Below are 17,864 nucleotides of genomic sequence, written 5' to 3' on the forward strand. Positions count from 1 at the left end.
GAGCTCTTCTTCCGCGACAACACCATGATGCTCTTCGCCGACGCCAAAAAAATGGTCGAGGATATCGTCAAGAATCTTTGACGGCCGGCCGTCGCGGCGGCCTCATCCTTGTGCAAGCAAAAGGCCGGGCCCACGCCCGGCCTTTTTCATGTGCGGCCATGTCGCCGCCAATGCTGCGCTGCCGCGACTCTTTTCGTTGACGGCTTGTGTATGGCATACCAGACTTAGACCAAAGAATAAGATGACGTGACGGCCAAGGCCCGCAACCAGAGGGATGTGCCATGCTTGTCGCTGATCTCATGAAGCTCAAAAGCGCCCGCGTGCCGACGATACGCATGTCGGAAAACATCGAGATGGCCACCACGCTGCTCAATCGCGAGCACATCGGCGCCGTGGTGGTGAAGGATGCCTGCGGTTCGGAAGGGGATACCGTGGTCGGCATCTTCTCCGAGCGCGACGTGGTGCGCGCCCTCGCCGAGCGCGGCGCGGCGGCGCTGCGCCTCACCGTCGGCGATCTGATGTCGCGCAACATGATCTCCTGCGCCATGGACGACACGATCGACCATGTGCGCGCGCTGATGGACCAGCATCATGTGCGCCATCTGCCGGTGCTCGAGGAACACCAGCTCGTCGGCGTGCTGAGTATCCGCGACGTGCTTGCCCATGACGTTCGCCAGGCGAACGAGTTCACCGGCCGGGCAACGCCGGCAACGGTCCACCCGCTGCCGGCCTGATCCCGCAGGGAGAAACCCGGCGCCTCACAGCGCCGGGGAGGTCTCCTGCCGCATGGGCGCCGATTCCATCTGGTGCACGCGGTCGATCACCGCCTTCTGCACCTTCTCGAAGGCGCGGACCTCGATCTGCCGCACGCGCTCGCGCGACACGCCGAACTCGGCGGCGAGGTCCTCCAGCGTCATCGGGTCGTCCGACAGGCGCCGCGCCTCGAAGATCCGGCGCTCGCGCTCGTTGAGGACGGAGAGGGCGCCGGACAGCGCGCTGCGCCGGTTGTCCATCTCCTCGACCTCGGCGAGCGTGGTTTCCTGGCTGTCACGGTCGTCGGCAAGCCAGTCCTGCCACTCGCCGCCGCCCTCGACATCGCCGCGCAGGGGCGCGTTGAGCGAGGCGTCGCCGCCGAGACGGCGGTTCATGTCGATGACTTCCTGCTCGGTGACGCCGAGCTTGGTGGCGATCTGCTGCACCTGGTCGGGGCGCAGGTCGCCGTCCTCGAGCGCGGAGATCTGGCTCTTCGCCTTGCGCAGGTTGAAGAACAGCTTCTTCTGCGCCGCCGTGGTGCCCATCTTCACCAGGCTCCACGAGCGCAGGATGTACTCCTGGATCGAGGCCTTGATCCACCACATGGCATAGGTGGCGAGGCGGAAGCCCTTATCGGGCTCGAAGCGCTTCACCGCCTGCATGAGGCCGACATTGCCCTCCGAGATGACCTCGGAGATCGGCAGGCCGTAGCCGCGGTAGCCCATGGCGATCTTGGCCACGAGACGCAGATGGCTGGTGACGAGCTTGTGCGCGGCTTCCGGGTCCTCGTGCTCGCGCCAGCGCTTAGCGAGCATATATTCTTCCTGCGGCTCCAGCATCGGGAACCGGCGGATTTCCGCGAGATAGCGGCTCAGGCCGCCCTCCGCGGAAGGTAGGCTCATAGCGGAACGGGCCATGAATGCACCCTCCTGTCTTTCTCGGTCCCCATGATTGGGCGACCGGTTTACGGCCGCTTTCAGCCGGCCGTTATTCTATAATAACAGGAACATCGTCTTTTTGCGAAAGCGCAAGGCGATGAGGGGTCACGATGCGTTGAGCGGGCGTGTCCGCGCTCAACTTCTCCCATCGAGCGGCGCTTCGAGAGCCGCCTGGAGGCGCGCGAGATCGTCGGGAAGCGCGCTTTCGAACAGCATGAAGTCGCCGGTGGCCGGATGCTCGAAACCCAGCCGAAAGGCGTGCAGCGCCTGCCGCCCCAGCGCGTCCAGCCGGTCGCGGGCTTCCGGGCCGAGACGGTTCGCCCGGGTGCGCTGGCCTCCGCCATAGACCGCGTCGCCCAGCAGCGGATGGCCGATATGGGCCATGTGGATGCGGATCTGGTGCGTGCGGCCGGTTTCCAGCCGGCACTCGACGAGCGAGGCGACGGGGCGGCCCTGCGTGTCCGGGTAGCTTTCCAGGCGCTGCCAGTGGGTGATGGCGAAACGGCCGTTCGTGCGCACCGCGATGCGCTCGCGCGAGACCGGATGGCGCGCGAGCGGCGCGTCCACCGTGCCGCTCGGCAATTCCGGCACGCCCCAGACGAAGGCGAGATAGGCGCGCTCCAAGGGGCCGCTGCGGCCGTGATCGGCGAACTGCGCCGCGAGAACTTTGTGGGCGCGGTCGTTCTTGGCGACCACCATGAGGCCGGAGGTGTCCTTGTCGAGCCGGTGGACGATGCCGGGCCGCCGCACCCCGCCGATGCCGGAAAGACTTGTCCCGCAATGGAACAGCAGAGCGTTGACCAGCGTGCCGTCGGGATTGCCGGGGGCGGGATGGACGACGAGGCCGGCGGGCTTGTCGATGACGATGAGGTCGTCGTCCTCGTGGACGATGACGAGCGGGATATCCTGCGGCACCGGCTCGGCGGGCTCGGGGGCGGGCACCTCCACGGTGAAGCCCTCGCCGGGGCTCACCTTGGCCGAGCCGCCGGTGACGGGGCGGCCGTCGCGCAGCACCTTGCCGTCGGCGATCAGCGCCTGCAGCCGGGTGCGGCTGAGCTCGGGCAGATGGCGTGCCAGCACGCGATCGAGCCGAAGCCCTTCATCCTCCGGCCCGGCAATGATATCGACGCGCGTCGCGGCCGCCTCGGGCGCGATCTCGTCCATATCCTCATTCAGTTCGTCCGGTGCCGGCATGACCTCTCCTGATACAGACGACGAAAAGCTCGATCCGGCCGCCGAACGCGTGCTGCGCAAGCTGCGCGGCTTCGCCGCCTTTTCCGGCCTGCTGATGGCTTTCGGCTTCCTCGCCCTGTTCGGTGCCATCGGATACAGGGTCGTGACGGGTTGGAAAAGCGCGCCGGTGGAGATCGCCGGCACGATTCAGCTTCCCAGGGGGGCGAATGTCCGCTCGGCGGTCGTTTCCGGCGACATGATCGCGGTGACGCTGGAGCGGGACGGTCTGGTCGAGACGCGCTTCTTCGACCTTGCCTCGCGCGCCCCCCGCGGCGTTCTGGGCTTCGCCAGCGAGCCGTAAGGCGGCGGTATGCCGGCCATCCCGCGGGGGCGGACAGCGCCGCCGGTGAAAATCCACCGGGATGAGCGTGCGCCGCCCTTGATCCCGCTGCCGAATGGCTCTAAGAGACCGGCCTGCCTAGATGCGCCCATCGTCTAGCGGTCAGGACGTCGCCCTCTCACGGCGAAAACCGGGGTTCGATTCCCCGTGGGCGCGCCATTCCGTGCGTGGTGCCGGGATGGATGCCGTGGCCGGCGGGTAGATCCCCTTCTCAGCATCGCCTTTCGTGAGCCGCGATCCGTTCGGCGCGTTGCCGGCATCCGCGACAGGTTTCAGCTTTGTCGAACCTCAGAAGATGAAGTCGACGGAGGTCAGCAGCCAGCAGCCTCGTGCCCACTCGATTCGGTTGCCCGAGGCATCCGCGTTGATCGAGCTGGTGCGGAAGACCGGCGTGCCGGGGGTGAGCTGAAGCAGCAGCGCTTCCTCGGCGGTCGCGAAGCCTCCGCTGATGCGGGTCTCGACGCGCCGGTACTTCTGGATTCCGTGCGCCACGAAGACGTCGGTCACCGATTGACGCCGCGAATACACCACCTCGAAGTCCGGCAGCAGATCCGCCGGAAAGACCTTGGTGCTGATGTAGATCGGCTGGCCGTCGGCGCTGCGCACGCGCCGCAGCCGGATTGCCGGCGCGCCGGCCTGCAGCCGCAGCTCGGCGGCCATTTCCGGATCCGCCGGCACCCGCTCCAGAAAGAGCGTCTGGGTGGCGACCGCCTTGCCGTCGGCGCGCAGGCTTTCGGCGAAGCGGCTGCCGTCGCGCACGACCAGTGCCGACGGCAGGCTGCGCACGAAGACGCCGACCCCCTTGCGCGAGGTGAGATGGCCCTCCTGCTGGAGCTGCTGAAGGGCGCGGCGCAGCGTGATGCGGGTCACGCCGAGCTTCTCGGCGAGGTGGATTTCACCGGGAAGCTGGCTGCCGGCCCGCAGGCAGCCGCTGTCGATCAAGGCCAGGATGTAGTCGTAGATCTGTTGCCAGATCGGCGTGTCGCTCCGTGGACGGAAGACGAGGCCGTCGAAGCCGGATACGTCGCCCGACCGGGCGGGCTGGGACCGAAGGCTCGTATTCACGCTGTCACTCCGCCGCGCTCGCGAGGGTGGGTACCGGGAGGCGATCGATCGCCCGGCTAGCATAGACGATTTTGCCGGCGACCATCGTCGCCACCACCTGCGGGTGCGCCATGTCGCCGGCGTCGACCAGGATGAGGTCGGCGCGGTGACCTTCGCCGAGGCTGCCGCGATCCCGCAGCCGCGCCACCCGGGAAGGGTTGCCGGAGACGAGCGGCCAGATGGCGGCCAGCCGGTCCGGCGCGCCGTCGGCCAGCTTGAAGGCGGCATGCAGCGGGGAGGGGTAGTGATAGTCGCTGGTGAGGACGGTGCAGAGGTCCTGGCGGATCGCGTCGGTCGCGTCGAGGGCGCCGTTGTGGCTGCCGCCGCGCACGACGTTGGGGGCGCCCAGGATGACGTCCTCGCCCGCGGCGCGGGCAGCCTCGGCGGTTTGCAGCGTCAAGGGAAACTCGGACGACACCGCACCCAGCGCGCGGAAGCGCAGGCGCTCCTCGGGGGAAGCCTCGTCATGGGCGAGCAGGACGTTGCCGTGCGCGCGCGCGGCGGCGGTCATGGCCTCGATCGCCATGGGAACCTCGTCCCGGCGGCTCCACACATGGTCGAGCAGGGCCATGTATCCCTCGCGGCTGAGGCTCGAGCGTTCGGCCATCTGGCCGATCTTGCGGGCAATGCTGCCCTTCAGCACCGATCCGGTCGTGTGGTCGTTGAGGGCGAGGATGGGGGAGGGAGACAGCTCCAGCCACCGGATCACCTGCGCGGCCTCGTCCAGCGCGAAGGTCTCCCAGCGCAGATGCAGGCGCGTGTCGCAGCTCAGCGATCCCCGCAGGTCGATGAGCATGCTCACGAAGGCCCGCGCGGCGTCGAGGGAACGAAGGCCCGGCTCCCAGGAGATGGTGACGCCGTGGAACGCCGTGGTGATCCCGTTGGCGACGAGCTGGCGGTCGGTGTCGCGCAACGCCAGCTTCGTGTCGAAGCGCACGCCGGGACGCGGCATGATGTGACGCTCGAAGGCGTCCCCATGAAGGTCGACGATGCCGGGCAGGATCAGCAGCCCCGAGGCGTCGAGGGCCGGCGCTCCGGCGCCGCCGTCCGGCGCTCCGGCGCCGCCGTCCGGCGCGAGGGTCGCTCCGGCGACCGCGAGCGGGGCGTCGCTCCAGCGGCCGTCGATCAGTGCCAATCCGTTCTCAATCCGCCAAGCCATTGCCATTCACCTGCTGACCCACCGTCACGAACCCGTCATCTGCTGTATATACAGATAATCAAACAACGATATTCCTGTCTATACAGCAAGAGGCAGAAAATGTTTCGCACGCTCGTTCCCGCCCTCGCCATCACGCTGGCGGCGGCATTCTCGGCGATGGCCGAACCGGTCCGTTTCGCGGTGACGGACATCGAGGGGCTCGAGGCGCTCCAGCAGGAGTTCGGCGGCTTCCAGAAGGCGCTGGAGGAGAAGACCGGCCTCGATATCGAGCTGATCCCGGTCAGCTCCCGCACGGCGGCGGTGGAGGCGATGAATGCCGGCCACGTCGAGCTCGTCCTCACCGGCCCGGCGGAATACGTCGTCATGAAGCAGCTCAGCGATCCGCGGATCGTGGTGGCGTGGCAGCGTCCCGACTATTTCGCTCAGGTCGCCGTGCTGGCGAACGGTCCCATCCGCACCTTGAACGACCTCAAGGGCAAGAAGATCGCCTTCGGGGCGGTCGGCTCGACCTCGCAGCATCTCGGTCCGGCCCAGGCGCTGGCGGATCAGGGGCTGATCTACGGCAAGGACTATGAGGGTGTGATCATCGCCCGCAACGTCGCGGCGGAAGCCCTCATCCGTGGCGACATCGCCGCCATCGGCCTGAACTTCGGCCACCTCAATTCGATCCGCAAGGCTTTCCCGGACGCCGCCTTCGCGGTGGTGGCCCGCGGCCGCGATCTGCCGAACGACATCCTCGTGGCGCGCAAGGACGTTCCCGAGGAGGTGTTCGTGAAGGTCCGCGAGGCGTTCCTCAAGCATGGCAACGAGCTGATGAGCGCGGTGCTGACGGGCGAGGACAATCAGAAGTTCAAGGGCGGTGTCTTCATCACCGACGTGAAGGACAGCGACTACGACTACGTGCGCTCGATGTACCGCACGATCGGCATCGAGAGCTTCGGCTCCTTCGTCGAGTGATCTTCCCGCCGGATGCCGGATGGGCCGCGCGCCCCTCCGGCGTTCCGGTCGCGCATGGCCGTTTCCCGGCAGTTCACCAGATCGTCGACCGATGGAGGCCGCCATGGAGCATGTTCCGGTGCAGAAGACCGACGGGCCTCGTCCGGGCGGTCCTCTGATCGCGCCGCTGGCAAGGGCGCCGGCACCGTCTTCCGGTCCCCCGATCATCCGCACGCACGGTCTCGCCAAGACCTATCCCAACGGACAGGCGGTGTTTGCCGGCATCGAGCTCGATATCCGCGCAAACCAGCGCGTCGCGCTCATCGGTTCCAACGGGGCGGGCAAGTCCACCCTGCTGAAGTGCCTCATCGGCCTTCTTCCCTCCACCGGCGGCGAGATCGCGACGCTGGGCGAGCGCTTCACCGCCATGCCCGGCCCCGCGCAGATGAAACGCCTGCGCCGGCAGATCGGTTTCGTGTTCCAGAACCACGGGCTCGTCGGGCGCCAGTCCGTGCTGACCAATGTGGTGCAGGGCAAGCTCGGCCTGCCGGGCAGCTGGCGCGCCTGGCATCAGGGCATCGCCCCGCGTGCATGGCGCGAGGAGGCGATGCAGGTGCTCGCCGAGGTGCGTCTCGCCGACAAGGCGGGCGCCCGGGCCGATCAGCTGTCCGGCGGTCAGGCCCAGCGCGTCGCCATTGCCCGCGCCCTGATACGCCGTCCGAGGCTCCTGATCGCCGACGAGCCGGCGGCGAGCCTCGATCCGGCGGTCGGGCGCGACATCATGCGCATCTTCTCCGATCTCGCCGGCGAGCACGGCATCACCCTCGTCTACACGACGCACGACATGCAGCACGCGCTCGACTACTCCGACCGCATCGTGGCGCTGAAGGGCGGCAAGGTGCATTTCGACCGGCCCACCGCGCGGGTCTCCCGCCGCGAGATGGATGGCGTGTTCCATGGCTAGCACGACCTCGACGGCGTCTCTCCCCTCGCGCCTGCCCCCGATCTCGCCGCTGTCCTTCACGCTGATCGTCGCCGTCGGCGCGCTGTTCCTCGCCTCGATGGGGCAGGTGGCGCCGTCGCCTGAAAAGCTGGCGGCCGGCGCGCCGCGCATGGCCGAGCTGGTCGGGCGCATGTTGCCGCCCAATTCCGATCCGGCGTTCCTCCAGCGCATGGGCTGGCGCATCCTGGAGACGCTGCAGATCGCGCTCGTCGGCACGGTGTTCGGCGTCATCGCCAGCCTGCCGATGGGCTGGCTGGCGGCGCGCGGCATCTCGCCCCTCGGCGCGCTGCGTCATCTCCCGCGCGCGCTGATCTCGCTGTTCCGTACCGTGCCGGACCTCGTCTGGGCGCTGCTGTTCGTATCGACGCTGGGCCTCGGGGCGGTCGCCGGCACCATGACCATCGTCGTCGACACGATCGGCTTCTGCGGCCGCTTCTTCGCAGAGGCGATGGAGGAGGCGGACAAGAAGCCTCAGGAAGCGCTCCACGCCATCGGCGCCAACCGGGTGACGGTGCTGTGCGGGGCGGTCCTGCCGGACGTCATGCCGACGCTGATCAACTCCTCGCTCTTCGCGCTGGAAAAGGCGGTGCGCTCCTCCGTGGTGCTCGGCCTCGTCGGCGCGGGCGGAATTGGTCAGGAGCTGAAGGTCGCGTTCGACCTGTTCCAGTACAGGAACGCCTCCGCGATCATCCTGGCGATCTTCGTCATCGTGCTGGCGATGGAGTTCCTGACCGACCGTCTGCGCGCGCGCTTCCAGTAGCGCCGCGACGCCGCGCGCTGGGCGAACGTGTCCGCCCTGCGCTTCCGTTCCCTCACGGGCAGCGCGAGAGGATGCGGTTGGTCGCGGCGGTGATGCCGTCGAGCGAGAAGACGTAGCTCGTCTCGTTGCCGCGCGCGGAGGTGGCGGTGATCGCCATTTCGGCGCCGCTGCGCATCGCCTGCAGGAAGGCGGGCTCGCGCTCCGCGCGGTGCAGCCAGGCGCCCTTTCCTTCCGTGAACAGGGTGAAGGTGTCATCGCCGATGCTGGCGACCACCCTGGAACCCTCCGCGAGATCATAGCCGGTCTGCAGGCTGACCTGCGTCCGGGACTGGCGGCTTTCCTTCGCGGTGACGAAGAACGCCACCTCGCCGTGATCGAGATGCGTCGGCCGGGCCGTCGAGGGCCAGCTGACGGCGTAGCATGTCGGCTTGCCGTCGACTTTGTAGGCGTAGGCTCCCCAGTCGTCGAACTTTCCCATTTCGGTAACCTGAGCAGCCTCCACTTCCACGTTGGCGAAGATCAGCATGCTGAGGGCAATGGCGGTCCGTCCGATCATTGGCCTTGCTACTCCTTTTCCGGAATGAGGTCGCGCGAGCCTTTTCGATGCGGCCTAACAGGAGGTTAACCGCGCGGTGCGCGTCCGCCCCGCGCGGGGGCGCCGGCGCCGGGCTCACCTCTCGCGCCGGAACACCATGCCGCCGTGATGCAGCGTGTCCGCGTCGACGAACGTGCCGTCGGCGGTGAAACCGGTGTCGTCCCAGTAATCGATATGGTTTCCGCGCACTTCGTAGCGCCCCTGATAGGCGCTCTGGCGGCTGCCGCGCGCCTCGTCGTAGCGGCCGTTCGGCAGCAGTTCATGGCGGATATGGCCGTCGAGCGTTACCCACATACCGACATAGGGGTGGCTTTGTGCGGGCCGGGAGGGGGATGAAGAATGCGTGATCATCTGGGCGCCGGATCTGTCGATGGGGGGAAGGAGCGTGCCGGTGGCGAGCGCGATCAGGAGCATGGGCAGCCGGCGTGCAGGCCCGTGCCGCGCCTTGGCCATGGGTGCGGCGCATGGGCGCCGCTTCCCGGTTGTCGTGGCGGCGGCAACCGCGTGCGGCGGGGCGTGGACGGACATCCGTCTTGCCCTCACGCGCCGCCGGCCGGGCGCACGACGATCTCGCTGACATCGACGTCGTCTGGTTGCTCGATCGCGTAGCGCACCGCCCGGCCGATCGCGTCGGGCTGCAGCGCGATGGCGCGAAAGCTCTTCATCGCCTCGGCCGCGACCGGGTCGGTGATGGTGTCGGCGAGTTCGCTCTCGACGACGCCGGGATGGATGCAGGTGACGCGGATATGCCTGTTCTCCTGCCTGAGCCCGTCCGAGAGCGCGCGCACCGCGTATTTGGTCGCGCAGTAGACGGCGGCGGTCGGCGAGACCTGCAGCGCGCCGATCGAGGCGATGTTGACGACGTGGCCGGAACCCCGCTGCGTCATCTCCGGCAACACGGCGGCGATGCCGTAGAGCACGCCCTTGATGTTGACGTCGATCATGCGGTCCCATTCCTCGACCTTCAGCGACGTCATGAGCGAGAGCGGCATGACGCCGGCGTTGTTGACGATCACGTCGACGCGCCCGAAGCGTTCGCGCGCCGCATCCGCGAAACCCGCGACGTCGGCGCGATCGGTCACGTCGAGGCGTCGGACGAGAACCTCGCCGCCGATCTCGCGGGCCAGCGCGTCCAAGCGTTCCGTGCGGCGGGCGCCGAGCGCCAGCCGGGCGCCGGCCTTGCCCAGTTCGCGGGCGATGCCCGCCCCGATGCCGCTGGAGGCGCCGGTGATCAGCACGACCTTTTCCAAAGCCATCTCGTTTGTCTCCTCTGCTGCTCCGGACCGGAGTTGGCGGGAAGATAGGGGCATGGCATTGTCGCGATAAGGCGCCTTCAGATGTACGAAATGGAAAGTCATACTAACCAATGAGCCCCGACCTGAACGCGCTCGCGGTCTTCATGCTGGTGGCGGAGGAGAAGAGTTTCCGCGCCGCCGCGGACCGGCTCGGCGTGACCCGCTCCGCCGTCAGCCAGACCATGGCGCGGCTGGAGGCGACGATGGGCATCGCGCTCGTGCGGCGTACCACGCGGAGCGTCAGCCTGACGGAAGCGGGCGAGCGGCTCGCGGTTTCACTGGCTCCGGCAATCGCCGATATCCGCGCTGCGGTGGAGAGCGCCGGCAGCCTCGGCCGGCGCCCGCGCGGCCAGCTGCGTCTGGCGGTCTCGTCGATCGCCGAGACCTTCCTGGCCGGGCCGCTGCTCGCCGGCTTCGCCGGGGCCTATCCCGAGATCCAGCTCGACATCACCGTGACGGATGAGGAATTCGATATCGTGGCCGAGGGCTACGATGCCGGCGTCCGGCTCGGCGAGGTGATCGCGCAGGACATGATCGCCGTCCCCGTCTCGGGCGAGCAGCGCCAGTCCGCCGTGTGCGCGCCGGCCTATCTGGAGCGCGCCGGCATGCCGAAGCATCCGGGCGAGCTGGTGGGCCATCGCTGCATCGGCTGGCGGCCGGCGCCGCGCGTGGCGCCCTATCGGTGGGAATTCGGCGTGGACGGCAGGGAGTTCGCGGTTGAAGTCGCTCCCGAGATCACCACCAACGACATGGCGCTGATGATCAAGCTCGCCGTCGCCGGCGCGGGCATCACCTTCGGCATGGAGGAGAGCTTTCGCGCGGAGGTGGAGCGCGGCCGTCTGGTGCCGATCCTGGAAGAGTTCTGTCCCCGCTTCGCCGGCTTCTATCTCTACTATCCCAGCCGCCGCAATCTCGCGCCGAAACTGCGGGCGCTGACCAATCACCTGCGTACGGCTCGCAGCGGCATGAGGGGCTAGAGGCGGGCGCCGCCGCTGCGAGCACTGCCTCCGCCTTCCAGCCGTGCCGCCGGTCGCCGATGTTCGAAGGACATCAGTTCGTCGCGGGCGAGAGCGCCTCGTCGAGTGCCGCCTGAGCCGGCCAGCCTGTGGTCATCCCCGCGAGGATTTCGGAGGAATGCTGCCCGAGCAGCGGCGCCGGGCCCATCGGCAGCGTTCCCGAGCCGAGGAAGTGCACCGGCTGCGACACCAGCGGGATCGTTCCCGCCGTAGGATGGGCGACGGTGCGGATGAAGCCGCGCGCCTTGGCGTGGACGCTCTCGATCATCTGGTCGACCGACAGGATGGGCGAGGCCGGCACCTGTGCCGCTTCGAGCGCGGCCACCGCCTCGGCGACGCTGCGCGCCCCGCTCCACTGCTCCAGCATCACCTTCAGTTCGGCCTCGTTGGCCTTGCGCGCGATGTCGGTGGCGAAACGCGGGTCCCCGGCCAGCTCCGGCCGCCCGATCGCCGCGGCGAGCCGGGAGAAGAGCGCGTCATTGGCCACCGCGATGATCAGGTGTCCGTCCGCGGCGGCGAAGCTGTCGAGCGGCGCGCTGATCGGATGGGCGTTGCCGATGCGCCCGGGCACCTCGCCGGTGAACAGATACTGGGACAGGGCGGTGATCATGATCGCGACGATGGAATCCACCATGGCGATGTCGAGATGCTGCCCGCGTCCGTCCCGGTTGCGTCCGTGCAGCGCGGCCAGGATCGCCCAGGTTCCCTGCAGGCCGGCGATCAGGTCGCCGATCGATTCACCCACCCGGTTGGGCGCCGAGCCGGCCGGGCCGTTGACGCTCATGATGCCGCTCATCGCCTGGGCGATGATGTCGTAGGCCGGCCGGTGCGACAGCGGCCCTTCCTGGCCGAAGCCGGAGATGCTGGCATAGACCAGCTTCGGGTTGATCGCCGCCAGCGTCTCGTAGTCGATGCCGAGGCGCCGGGCGACGCCGGGCCGGAAGTTCTCGACCACGACATCCGCCTCGCGCGCCAGCGCGTGGACGGTGCGCCGCCCTTCCTCGCTCTTGAGGTCGAGCACCAGCGAGCGCTTGCCCCGGTTGATCAGCAGGAAATAGGCGCTCTCGCCCCCCACGCGGGGCGCGAAGTGGCGGGCATCGTCGCCTTCCGGGCTCTCGATCTTGATGACGTCCGCGCCGGCATCGGCCAGCAGCGCCGTGCAGAACGGGCCGGCCAGCATGCGGGAAAAGTCGAGCACGCGCAGCCCGGCGAGCGGCGGGGGCAGGTGGGTCATCGTCAGGTCTCGTCGCAAAGGGGAAGAAGGCAGGTCACATCGGCCAGCGTCTCGATCCGGCCGAGCCGGTCGAGCAGGCTGGCGGCGTCGGCCGGTGTCGTCACGCTTGCGGCGCAGTCGAGGAACTTGGCCGCCAGCGCCTGGTCGGAGAGCGGGTCGGCCGCCGCGCCGCGCGGAAAGGCCCGGAAGCCCTCGAGCCGCCGTCCGTCGCGCAGAAGCAGCGTGACATGGGCGCCCTCGGGCGCGGCGCGCCGGGCCGCCTCGTCCCAGCGCTCGCCGGTCTGCATGCTGATCCGTGGCAGCAGCCGGGCGAGAGCCGGATCGGCGAGCACGGCGTCGTCGAGATGGCGCAGCCGCACCTCGCCGAACACCAGCGTCGCGGCGATGGCGAAGGGCATGCTGAATTGCGCCTGCTGGCGGTTCGCCGGCAGATCGTAGATGAGATTGGCGATCACCACCGGCGGCACGTCGCAGGCGATGTGCACGATCTCGCCCGGCTCGACGTCATGGGTCCGCGCCAGCTCGTCCACGACGTCGACCGCCGCGTGCGAGGAGAGGCACACCGGGATGCGCTTGACGTCGATGCCGGGCTCGAGAAGCCGCCACGTCCGGCCCAGCGTCGCGAAGGCTTCGTCCTCCCGCACGCCGCCGTTGAACAGGCCGGCGAAGCCGCGCGGATGCTCGACCGCGTCGAGCGGTCCGCTCACGCCGGCCCGCGCCATGAACGCCGCGATCACGCCCGCCTCGGCGGCGCGGCCGGCGAGCACCGGCTTGGCGTCGGTGCCGAAGGCGGCCTTGGCGCCCCCGGTGCCGGCCAGCGCGATGCCGATCGCCGCCCCGGTCGCCCGGGCGTCGAGCCCGTAGAGGCGGGCCGCGGCGACGCTGGCGCCCACCGGCCCGAGCACCGCCGTGGTCCACCAGCCGCGCTCGTACAGCGCCATGGTCATGCCGGCGCCGAGGGCGTACTCCGCCTCCGAGCCGGCGACGATCGCCTCGATCAACGCGGCCCCCGACGCGCCGACGCTCTGCGCCACGGCGAGCGCGGCCGGCACGATCACCGCCGAACCGTGCACGACCCCGGAATAGCAGTTGTCGTCGAAATCGAGCGCATGGGCGGCGGTGGCGTTGGCCGCCGCGGCGCCGGGGGCGGCGAGACGCGCGGCGGAGCCGAGAAGCTGCGCCTCGCCCACCGCGCCGATGTCGGCCAGCACGCCGCGCGCGCGGCGGGCGACCGGGGTCGCCGACCCCGCCAGGGCGACGCCGAGCGTGTCGATCAGGCAGTTGCGGGCGACCCGCTGCACCGGCGCCGGCACATCGCCGGGGCGCAGGCCGCAAGCCCAGCGGGCCATGCGCTCGATGGCGGTCGCCGGTCGCTCCTCCATGGGCGGCTAGCCTCCGGCGGCCGGCGGCGCGCCGAAGGTCCGCAGCCCTTCGCGCTCGACGGTCGCCAGCGCCTCGTCATAGCCGGCATCGGCATGGCGGAACATCGCCACCGAGGAATCGTTGGCCAGCACCCGGCTGAGGCGGCGCGCGGCGTCCTCGCTGCCGTCCGCCACCACCGCGAAGCCGGCATGCTGCGAATAGCCGATGCCGACACCGCCGCCATTGTGCAGCGACACCCAGGTCGCCCCGCTGGCGCAGGAGACCAGCGCGTTGAGCATCGGCCAGTCGGCCACCGCGTCGGAACCGTCCAGCATGCCCTCGCTCTCGCGGTTGGGGCTGGCCACCGAGCCGGAGCTGATATGGTCGCGGGTGACGATGACGGGGGCGCCCACCTCGCCGGAGGCGACCATCTGGTTAAGCGCCAGCCCCGCCGCGACGCGGTCGCGCAGGCCCATCCAGTAGCTGCGCGAGGGCAGTCCCTGGAAGCGGATGCGCGTCTCCGCCATGTCGATCCAGCGCGCGAAGCTGGGGTCCTCGACGATGCCCTTCAGCTTGCGGCTGGAGACGAGGATGTCCTGCGGGTCGCCGGAAAGCGCGATCCAGCGGAACTGCGTCCGGCCCCGGCAGAATTGCGGGCGGACATAGGCCGAGATGAAGCCGGGAAAGGCGAAGGCCTCTTCCACCCCGACATCGCGCGCCATCTGGCGGATGTTGTTGCCATAGTCGAACACCGGAATGCCGCGCGCCCGGAATTCCAGCATCGCGCGCACCTGCCGCGCCATGGTCTGCTTGGCGGCGGCGATGACGGCCTCCGGCTCGCTATCGCGCCGGCGCTCCCACTCGGCGATCGTCCAGCCGGCGGGAATGTAGCCGTAGAGCGGGTCGTGCGCCGCCGTCTGGTCGGTCACGAGATCGGGGAGCGTGCCGCGCGCGAGGATCTCCTCATAGACCTCGGCAGCATTGCCCAGCAGGCCGATCGAGACCGCCTTGCCGGTGCGCTTCGCCTCGGCCAGCAGGGCGAGGGCCTCGTCGAGGCTCGCGGCGCGGCGGTCGAGATAGCCGCCCTCCATGCGCCGCTCGATGCGCTCGGCGCGCATGTCGACCGCCAGCACCGAGCAGCCGGCCATGACGCCCGCCAGCGGCTGCGCGCCGCCCATGCCGCCGAGCCCGGCGGTGAGCAGCCAGCGGCCGGAAAGATCGCCGCCATAATGCTGGCGGCCGGCTTCCACGAAGGTCTCGAAGGTGCCGCCGATGATCCCCTGGCTGCCGATATAGGTCCAAGAGCCGGCCGTCATCTGGCCGTACATCATGAGCCCGCGACGCTCCAGCTCGTCGAAGACCTCCTGCGTCGCCCAGCGGCCGACGAGGTTCGAATTGGCGATCAGCACACGCGGCGCATCGGCATGGGTGCGGATGACGCCGACCGGCTTGCCGGACTGCACCAGCAGCGTCTCGTCATTGTCCATCGCCTTCAGCGTGGCGACGATGCGGTCGAAGGATTCCCAGTTGCGCGCCGCCCGTCCGCGCCCGCCATAGACGACGAGGTCCTCGGGACGCTCGGCGACCTCGGGGTCGAGATTGTTCATCAGCATGCGCAGCGGGCCTTCCGTCTGCCAGCTTCGCGCGTTCAGGGTGGAACCGCGCGGGGCGCGCACGACGCGGCTGTTCTTGGAAATGCTGATGTCGGAGGTGGTCACGCAAGGCTCCCCGATGAGGGGCCACCCGAAGGCGGCCGGCAGGCTTACCGGCGGGACCATAGGGGCGACAGAGAATGAATTGTACTAATGAATTTTCATAATCTGGATAAGACAAACTAATTCAGATCGGGATCGGGCGTGCGGTCTCGGAAATAGTCCTTGGCCGTCTCGACGAAGGCTTCGGCCGCCCGCGTCATGGGCGAGCGGGCGGAGGAGCCGATGATCACGCGCTGCGGCGGCACGATCTCGACCAGCGGCCGGCACACCAGCGGCAACCCGTCATGCGAGCGGTCGCCATAGGGGCGCGTCACCAGCACGCTGTTGCCCAGCCCGTGCGCGACCATGCCCCGCAGGGTCGGCAGCGAGGTGCAGCGGATCAGTTGCTCGGGCATCACGTCGGCGATGCGGAACAGCGACAGGAAATAATCGCGGCTGTGGGGAAGATCGATGAGCACGAAGGGCTCGACGGCGAGGTCGCGCAGCGAGACGCGGTCCTGCGCCCCCAGCGGGTGGCCCTCCGGCAGCAGCGCGTAGGGGCGGTGGGCGCCGAGCGGGATGCGGACCATCTCGCCCATCGTGTCGATCTCGTAGAGCAGCGCGATCTCGATGGCGCCGTCGTCGAGGTCGCGATGAAGCTGGTCGAGCGTCGCCTCGCGCATGCGCACCCGCACCTTGGGATGGGCGGCGCCGAAGGCGCGCATCAGGCCGGGCGCATAGGCGGGGGCGAGGGTCGAGAAGACGCCGATCTCCAGATCGCCGATCAGCTCGTCGTCCTCGCCGGTTCCCATCACCGCCTGGCCATGCGCCAGCAGATGGCGCACCTCGGCGAGCTTGCGTCGGCCGAACGGGGTGAGGTCCACACCCTGCGCATGGCGGCGGACGAACAGCTTCTGGCCGAAGGCCTGTTCGAGCTGGCCGATGGCGACGGACACCGCCGGCTGGGAGACGTGCAGCGTCTCGGCAGCGCGCAGCGTGCTTCCGGCCTCGGCGGTGGCGACGAAGTAGGAGAGCTGTCGCCAGGAGATGTGGAGGGCCATGGATAAGCTTTTTTAATTCAGAATATGAACAGCGAATATTTTTATTATTCCGAACAGGGCGTCAAGCTTGGATCAGTATTCCTGTTCCGAGCGTGCCATGGACCCTTTCTGCTCCGCCGATGACCTCGCCATCGCCGACGCCATCGAGCGTTTCGCGGCGGAACGGATCGCCCCGCGTGCCCACGCCATCGATGCCGGGGCGCTGTTCGCCGGCGAGCATGTTCCCGCGCTCGCCGAGATCGGCCTCATGGGCATGAACCTGCCGGAGCAATGGGGCGGGGCCGGCGTATCGGCGGTCGGGCTCTATCTCGCGGTGGAAGCGCTCGCCGGAGCCTGTGCTTCCACCACTTCGATGCTCACCGCCCACTTCCTGGCGACCGATTCCATATTGATCGGCGGCGATGACGGGCAGCGCGCCCGCTGGCTGCCGGAGGCCGCCGCCGGCACGGCCCTCGGCGCCTTCGCGCTGACCGAGCCCCGCGCCGGCTCCAACCCCGCGGACATGCGCACCCGCGCCACGCGGGAGGGGGAAAATTACCGGCTCGACGGCACCAAGCACTTCATCTCCAACGCGGCGCATGCTCGCTTTCTGGTCGTCTTCGCGCTGACCGATCCCGGAGCGGGCGCGCGCGGCATCAGCGCCTTCGTGGTCGACCGGGAAATGCCGGGCCTGAGCGTCAGCTCGCCGGAGCCCACCATGGGCCTGCGCGGCGGCCATGTGTTCGAAGTCACCTTCGACGGCTGCCTCGTTCCCGCCGGGCGGCGGCTGGGGGAGGAGGGCACGGGGTTCCGCACCGCCATGAAGGTGCTGGACAATGGCCGGGTGGAAGTCGCCGCCACCTCCACCGGCATCGCCGCCGCCGCGTTGAAGGCCGCGCGGGAGTGGGTGCAGCAGCGCGAGGTCGACGGCGCGCCGATCGCCCGGTTCCAGGGGCTCCAGTGGATGCTGGCGGATATGGCGACCGAGCTCGACGCGGCACGCCTTCTCGGGCTGCGGGCCGCCCATCTGCGCGCCAGGCACGGGCGCTTCTCGCAGGAGGCCGCCATGGCCAAGCTGTTCACGGCGGAGGCGGCGGGACGCATCACCGACGCGGCCCTGCAGATCCACGGGGGCTATGGCTACTCGCGCGACCTGCCGCTGGAGCGGCTGGTGCGCGACGCGCGGATCATGCGGATCTACGAGGGCTCCTCGGAAATCCAGCGCAACATCATCGCCCGCACGCTGCTCAAGTGAGGTCCCGGTGATGCAGCTCTCCGCCACTGTGCCATCGCCGGGACCGGGAAGCTGCTCACCGCAAAGGCAGAAGGCCGCTCAATTCTGGTTCATTTTGGATCAAACAGTTCATAATCTATGCAAATTGAAACATTCGTTGCAAAGCCC

Annotated in this window: 19 protein-coding genes and 1 tRNA gene; 9 read left to right on the top strand and 11 right to left on the bottom strand. The window is 69.0% G+C overall.

The annotated features are described in order from the left end of the window. Positions 1-81, top strand: an 81-nt coding sequence (locus tag FO470_RS06150; RefSeq protein ID WP_144342786.1) for an NAD(P)(+) transhydrogenase (Re/Si-specific) subunit beta, incomplete at its 5' end; no start/stop codon positions are given. A gap of 200 nt (positions 82-281) precedes the next feature. Beyond that, positions 282-734, top strand: coding sequence for a CBS domain-containing protein (locus tag FO470_RS06155; RefSeq protein WP_144342088.1), 453 nt, complete (start codon positions 282-284; stop codon positions 732-734). Positions 735-758: 24 nt separating this feature from the next. Here the strand turns inward: FO470_RS06155 and rpoH are convergent, their stop codons facing one another. Together rpoH and FO470_RS06165 are read right to left on the bottom strand one after the other, a co-directional pair. After that, positions 759-1,670 (bottom strand): RNA polymerase sigma factor RpoH, encoded by a 912-nt coding sequence (gene rpoH / locus FO470_RS06160; protein WP_144342089.1) that lies wholly within the window; start codon positions 1,668-1,670, stop codon positions 759-761. 156 nt (positions 1,671-1,826) lie between these two features. Continuing rightward, on the bottom strand, positions 1,827-2,885 hold the full coding sequence (locus FO470_RS06165; protein WP_144342090.1) for an RluA family pseudouridine synthase: 1,059 nt from the start codon (positions 2,883-2,885) through the stop codon (positions 1,827-1,829). Between FO470_RS06165 and FO470_RS06170 the strand changes: the two genes are divergently transcribed. Together FO470_RS06170 and FO470_RS06175 are read left to right on the top strand one after the other, a co-directional pair. After that, entirely contained in the window at positions 2,884-3,225 is a 342-nt protein-coding gene (locus FO470_RS06170; RefSeq protein ID WP_144342091.1) for a hypothetical protein, read from the top strand. The two genes, FO470_RS06165 and FO470_RS06170, sit on opposite strands and share 2 nt — an antisense overlap. Before the next feature lie 123 nt (positions 3,226-3,348). After that, positions 3,349-3,423, top strand: a tRNA-Glu gene (locus FO470_RS06175). Positions 3,424-3,552: 129 nt separating this feature from the next. On the opposite strand, the gene phnF is transcribed toward FO470_RS06175, so the two are convergent. After that, a complete protein-coding gene (gene phnF / locus FO470_RS06180; protein ID WP_246659497.1) occupies positions 3,553-4,329 on the bottom strand; it encodes a phosphonate metabolism transcriptional regulator PhnF in 777 nt (258 codons plus the stop codon). A gap of 4 nt (positions 4,330-4,333) precedes the next feature. Next, positions 4,334-5,527 (bottom strand): alpha-D-ribose 1-methylphosphonate 5-triphosphate diphosphatase, encoded by a 1,194-nt coding sequence (locus FO470_RS06185; protein WP_144342093.1) that lies wholly within the window; start codon positions 5,525-5,527, stop codon positions 4,334-4,336. Positions 5,528-5,626: 99 nt separating this feature from the next. Here FO470_RS06185 and FO470_RS06190 point away from each other — a divergent pair, with 99 nt between their 5' ends. The 3 genes from FO470_RS06190 (at position 5,627) to phnE (ending at position 8,226) form a co-directional block, all read left to right on the top strand. Continuing rightward, complete coding sequence (locus tag FO470_RS06190; RefSeq protein WP_144342094.1) at positions 5,627-6,484, top strand: PhnD/SsuA/transferrin family substrate-binding protein; 858 nt, start codon at positions 5,627-5,629, stop codon at positions 6,482-6,484. A gap of 103 nt (positions 6,485-6,587) precedes the next feature. Next, complete coding sequence (locus FO470_RS06195; RefSeq protein ID WP_246659498.1) at positions 6,588-7,427, top strand: phosphonate ABC transporter ATP-binding protein; 840 nt, start codon at positions 6,588-6,590, stop codon at positions 7,425-7,427. Beyond that, complete coding sequence (gene phnE / locus FO470_RS06200; RefSeq protein ID WP_186291869.1) at positions 7,420-8,226, top strand: phosphonate ABC transporter, permease protein PhnE; 807 nt, start codon at positions 7,420-7,422, stop codon at positions 8,224-8,226. Before FO470_RS06195 ends, phnE begins: the two co-directional genes overlap by 8 nt. 52 nt (positions 8,227-8,278) lie before the next feature. On the opposite strand, the gene FO470_RS06205 is transcribed toward phnE, so the two are convergent. The 3 genes from FO470_RS06205 to FO470_RS06215 all read right to left on the bottom strand — a co-directional run bounded on the left by FO470_RS06205 (position 8,279) and on the right by FO470_RS06215 (position 10,077). Then, entirely contained in the window at positions 8,279-8,782 is a 504-nt protein-coding gene (locus FO470_RS06205; protein WP_144342097.1) for an invasion associated locus B family protein, read from the bottom strand. Positions 8,783-8,896: 114 nt separating this feature from the next. After that, positions 8,897-9,274, bottom strand: a complete 378-nt coding sequence (locus FO470_RS06210) for an Atu4866 domain-containing protein (protein ID WP_144342098.1) — start codon at positions 9,272-9,274, stop codon at positions 8,897-8,899. 86 nt (positions 9,275-9,360) lie between these two features. Next, positions 9,361-10,077: an SDR family oxidoreductase gene (locus FO470_RS06215; protein WP_144342099.1), complete on the bottom strand. Its 717-nt coding sequence runs from the start codon at positions 10,075-10,077 to the stop codon at positions 9,361-9,363. A gap of 110 nt (positions 10,078-10,187) precedes the next feature. On the opposite strand from FO470_RS06215, the gene FO470_RS06220 reads away from it, so the two are divergent. After that, the gene (locus tag FO470_RS06220) at positions 10,188-11,093 is read left to right on the top strand and encodes a LysR family transcriptional regulator (RefSeq protein WP_144342100.1); all 906 of its coding nucleotides are present in this window, start codon (positions 10,188-10,190) and stop codon (positions 11,091-11,093) included. Positions 11,094-11,166: 73 nt separating this feature from the next. Here FO470_RS06220 and FO470_RS06225 read toward each other — a convergent pair whose 3' ends face one another. The 4 genes from FO470_RS06225 to FO470_RS06240 form a co-directional block, all read right to left on the bottom strand. Continuing rightward, a complete protein-coding gene (locus tag FO470_RS06225; RefSeq protein WP_144342101.1) occupies positions 11,167-12,366 on the bottom strand; it encodes a CaiB/BaiF CoA transferase family protein in 1,200 nt (399 codons plus the stop codon). Positions 12,367-12,368: 2 nt separating this feature from the next. Then, positions 12,369-13,748: an MmgE/PrpD family protein gene (locus FO470_RS06230; RefSeq protein WP_144342102.1), complete on the bottom strand. Its 1,380-nt coding sequence runs from the start codon at positions 13,746-13,748 to the stop codon at positions 12,369-12,371. A 6-nt stretch (positions 13,749-13,754) separates the two neighbouring features. Next, entirely contained in the window at positions 13,755-15,431 is a 1,677-nt protein-coding gene (gene hutU / locus FO470_RS06235) for a urocanate hydratase (protein ID WP_418655047.1), read from the bottom strand. A 131-nt stretch (positions 15,432-15,562) separates the two neighbouring features. Continuing rightward, on the bottom strand, positions 15,563-16,483 hold the full coding sequence (locus tag FO470_RS06240) for a LysR family transcriptional regulator (protein ID WP_144342103.1): 921 nt from the start codon (positions 16,481-16,483) through the stop codon (positions 15,563-15,565). A gap of 97 nt (positions 16,484-16,580) precedes the next feature. Between FO470_RS06240 and FO470_RS06245 the strand changes: the two genes are divergently transcribed. Beyond that, the gene (locus FO470_RS06245; protein WP_144342104.1) at positions 16,581-17,717 is read left to right on the top strand and encodes an acyl-CoA dehydrogenase family protein; all 1,137 of its coding nucleotides are present in this window, start codon (positions 16,581-16,583) and stop codon (positions 17,715-17,717) included. Positions 17,718-17,864: the final 147 nt, after the last annotated feature.

This window comes from Ancylobacter moscoviensis, assembly GCF_007559435.1.
GTDB classification, from domain to species: domain Bacteria; phylum Pseudomonadota; class Alphaproteobacteria; order Rhizobiales; family Xanthobacteraceae; genus Ancylobacter; species Ancylobacter moscoviensis.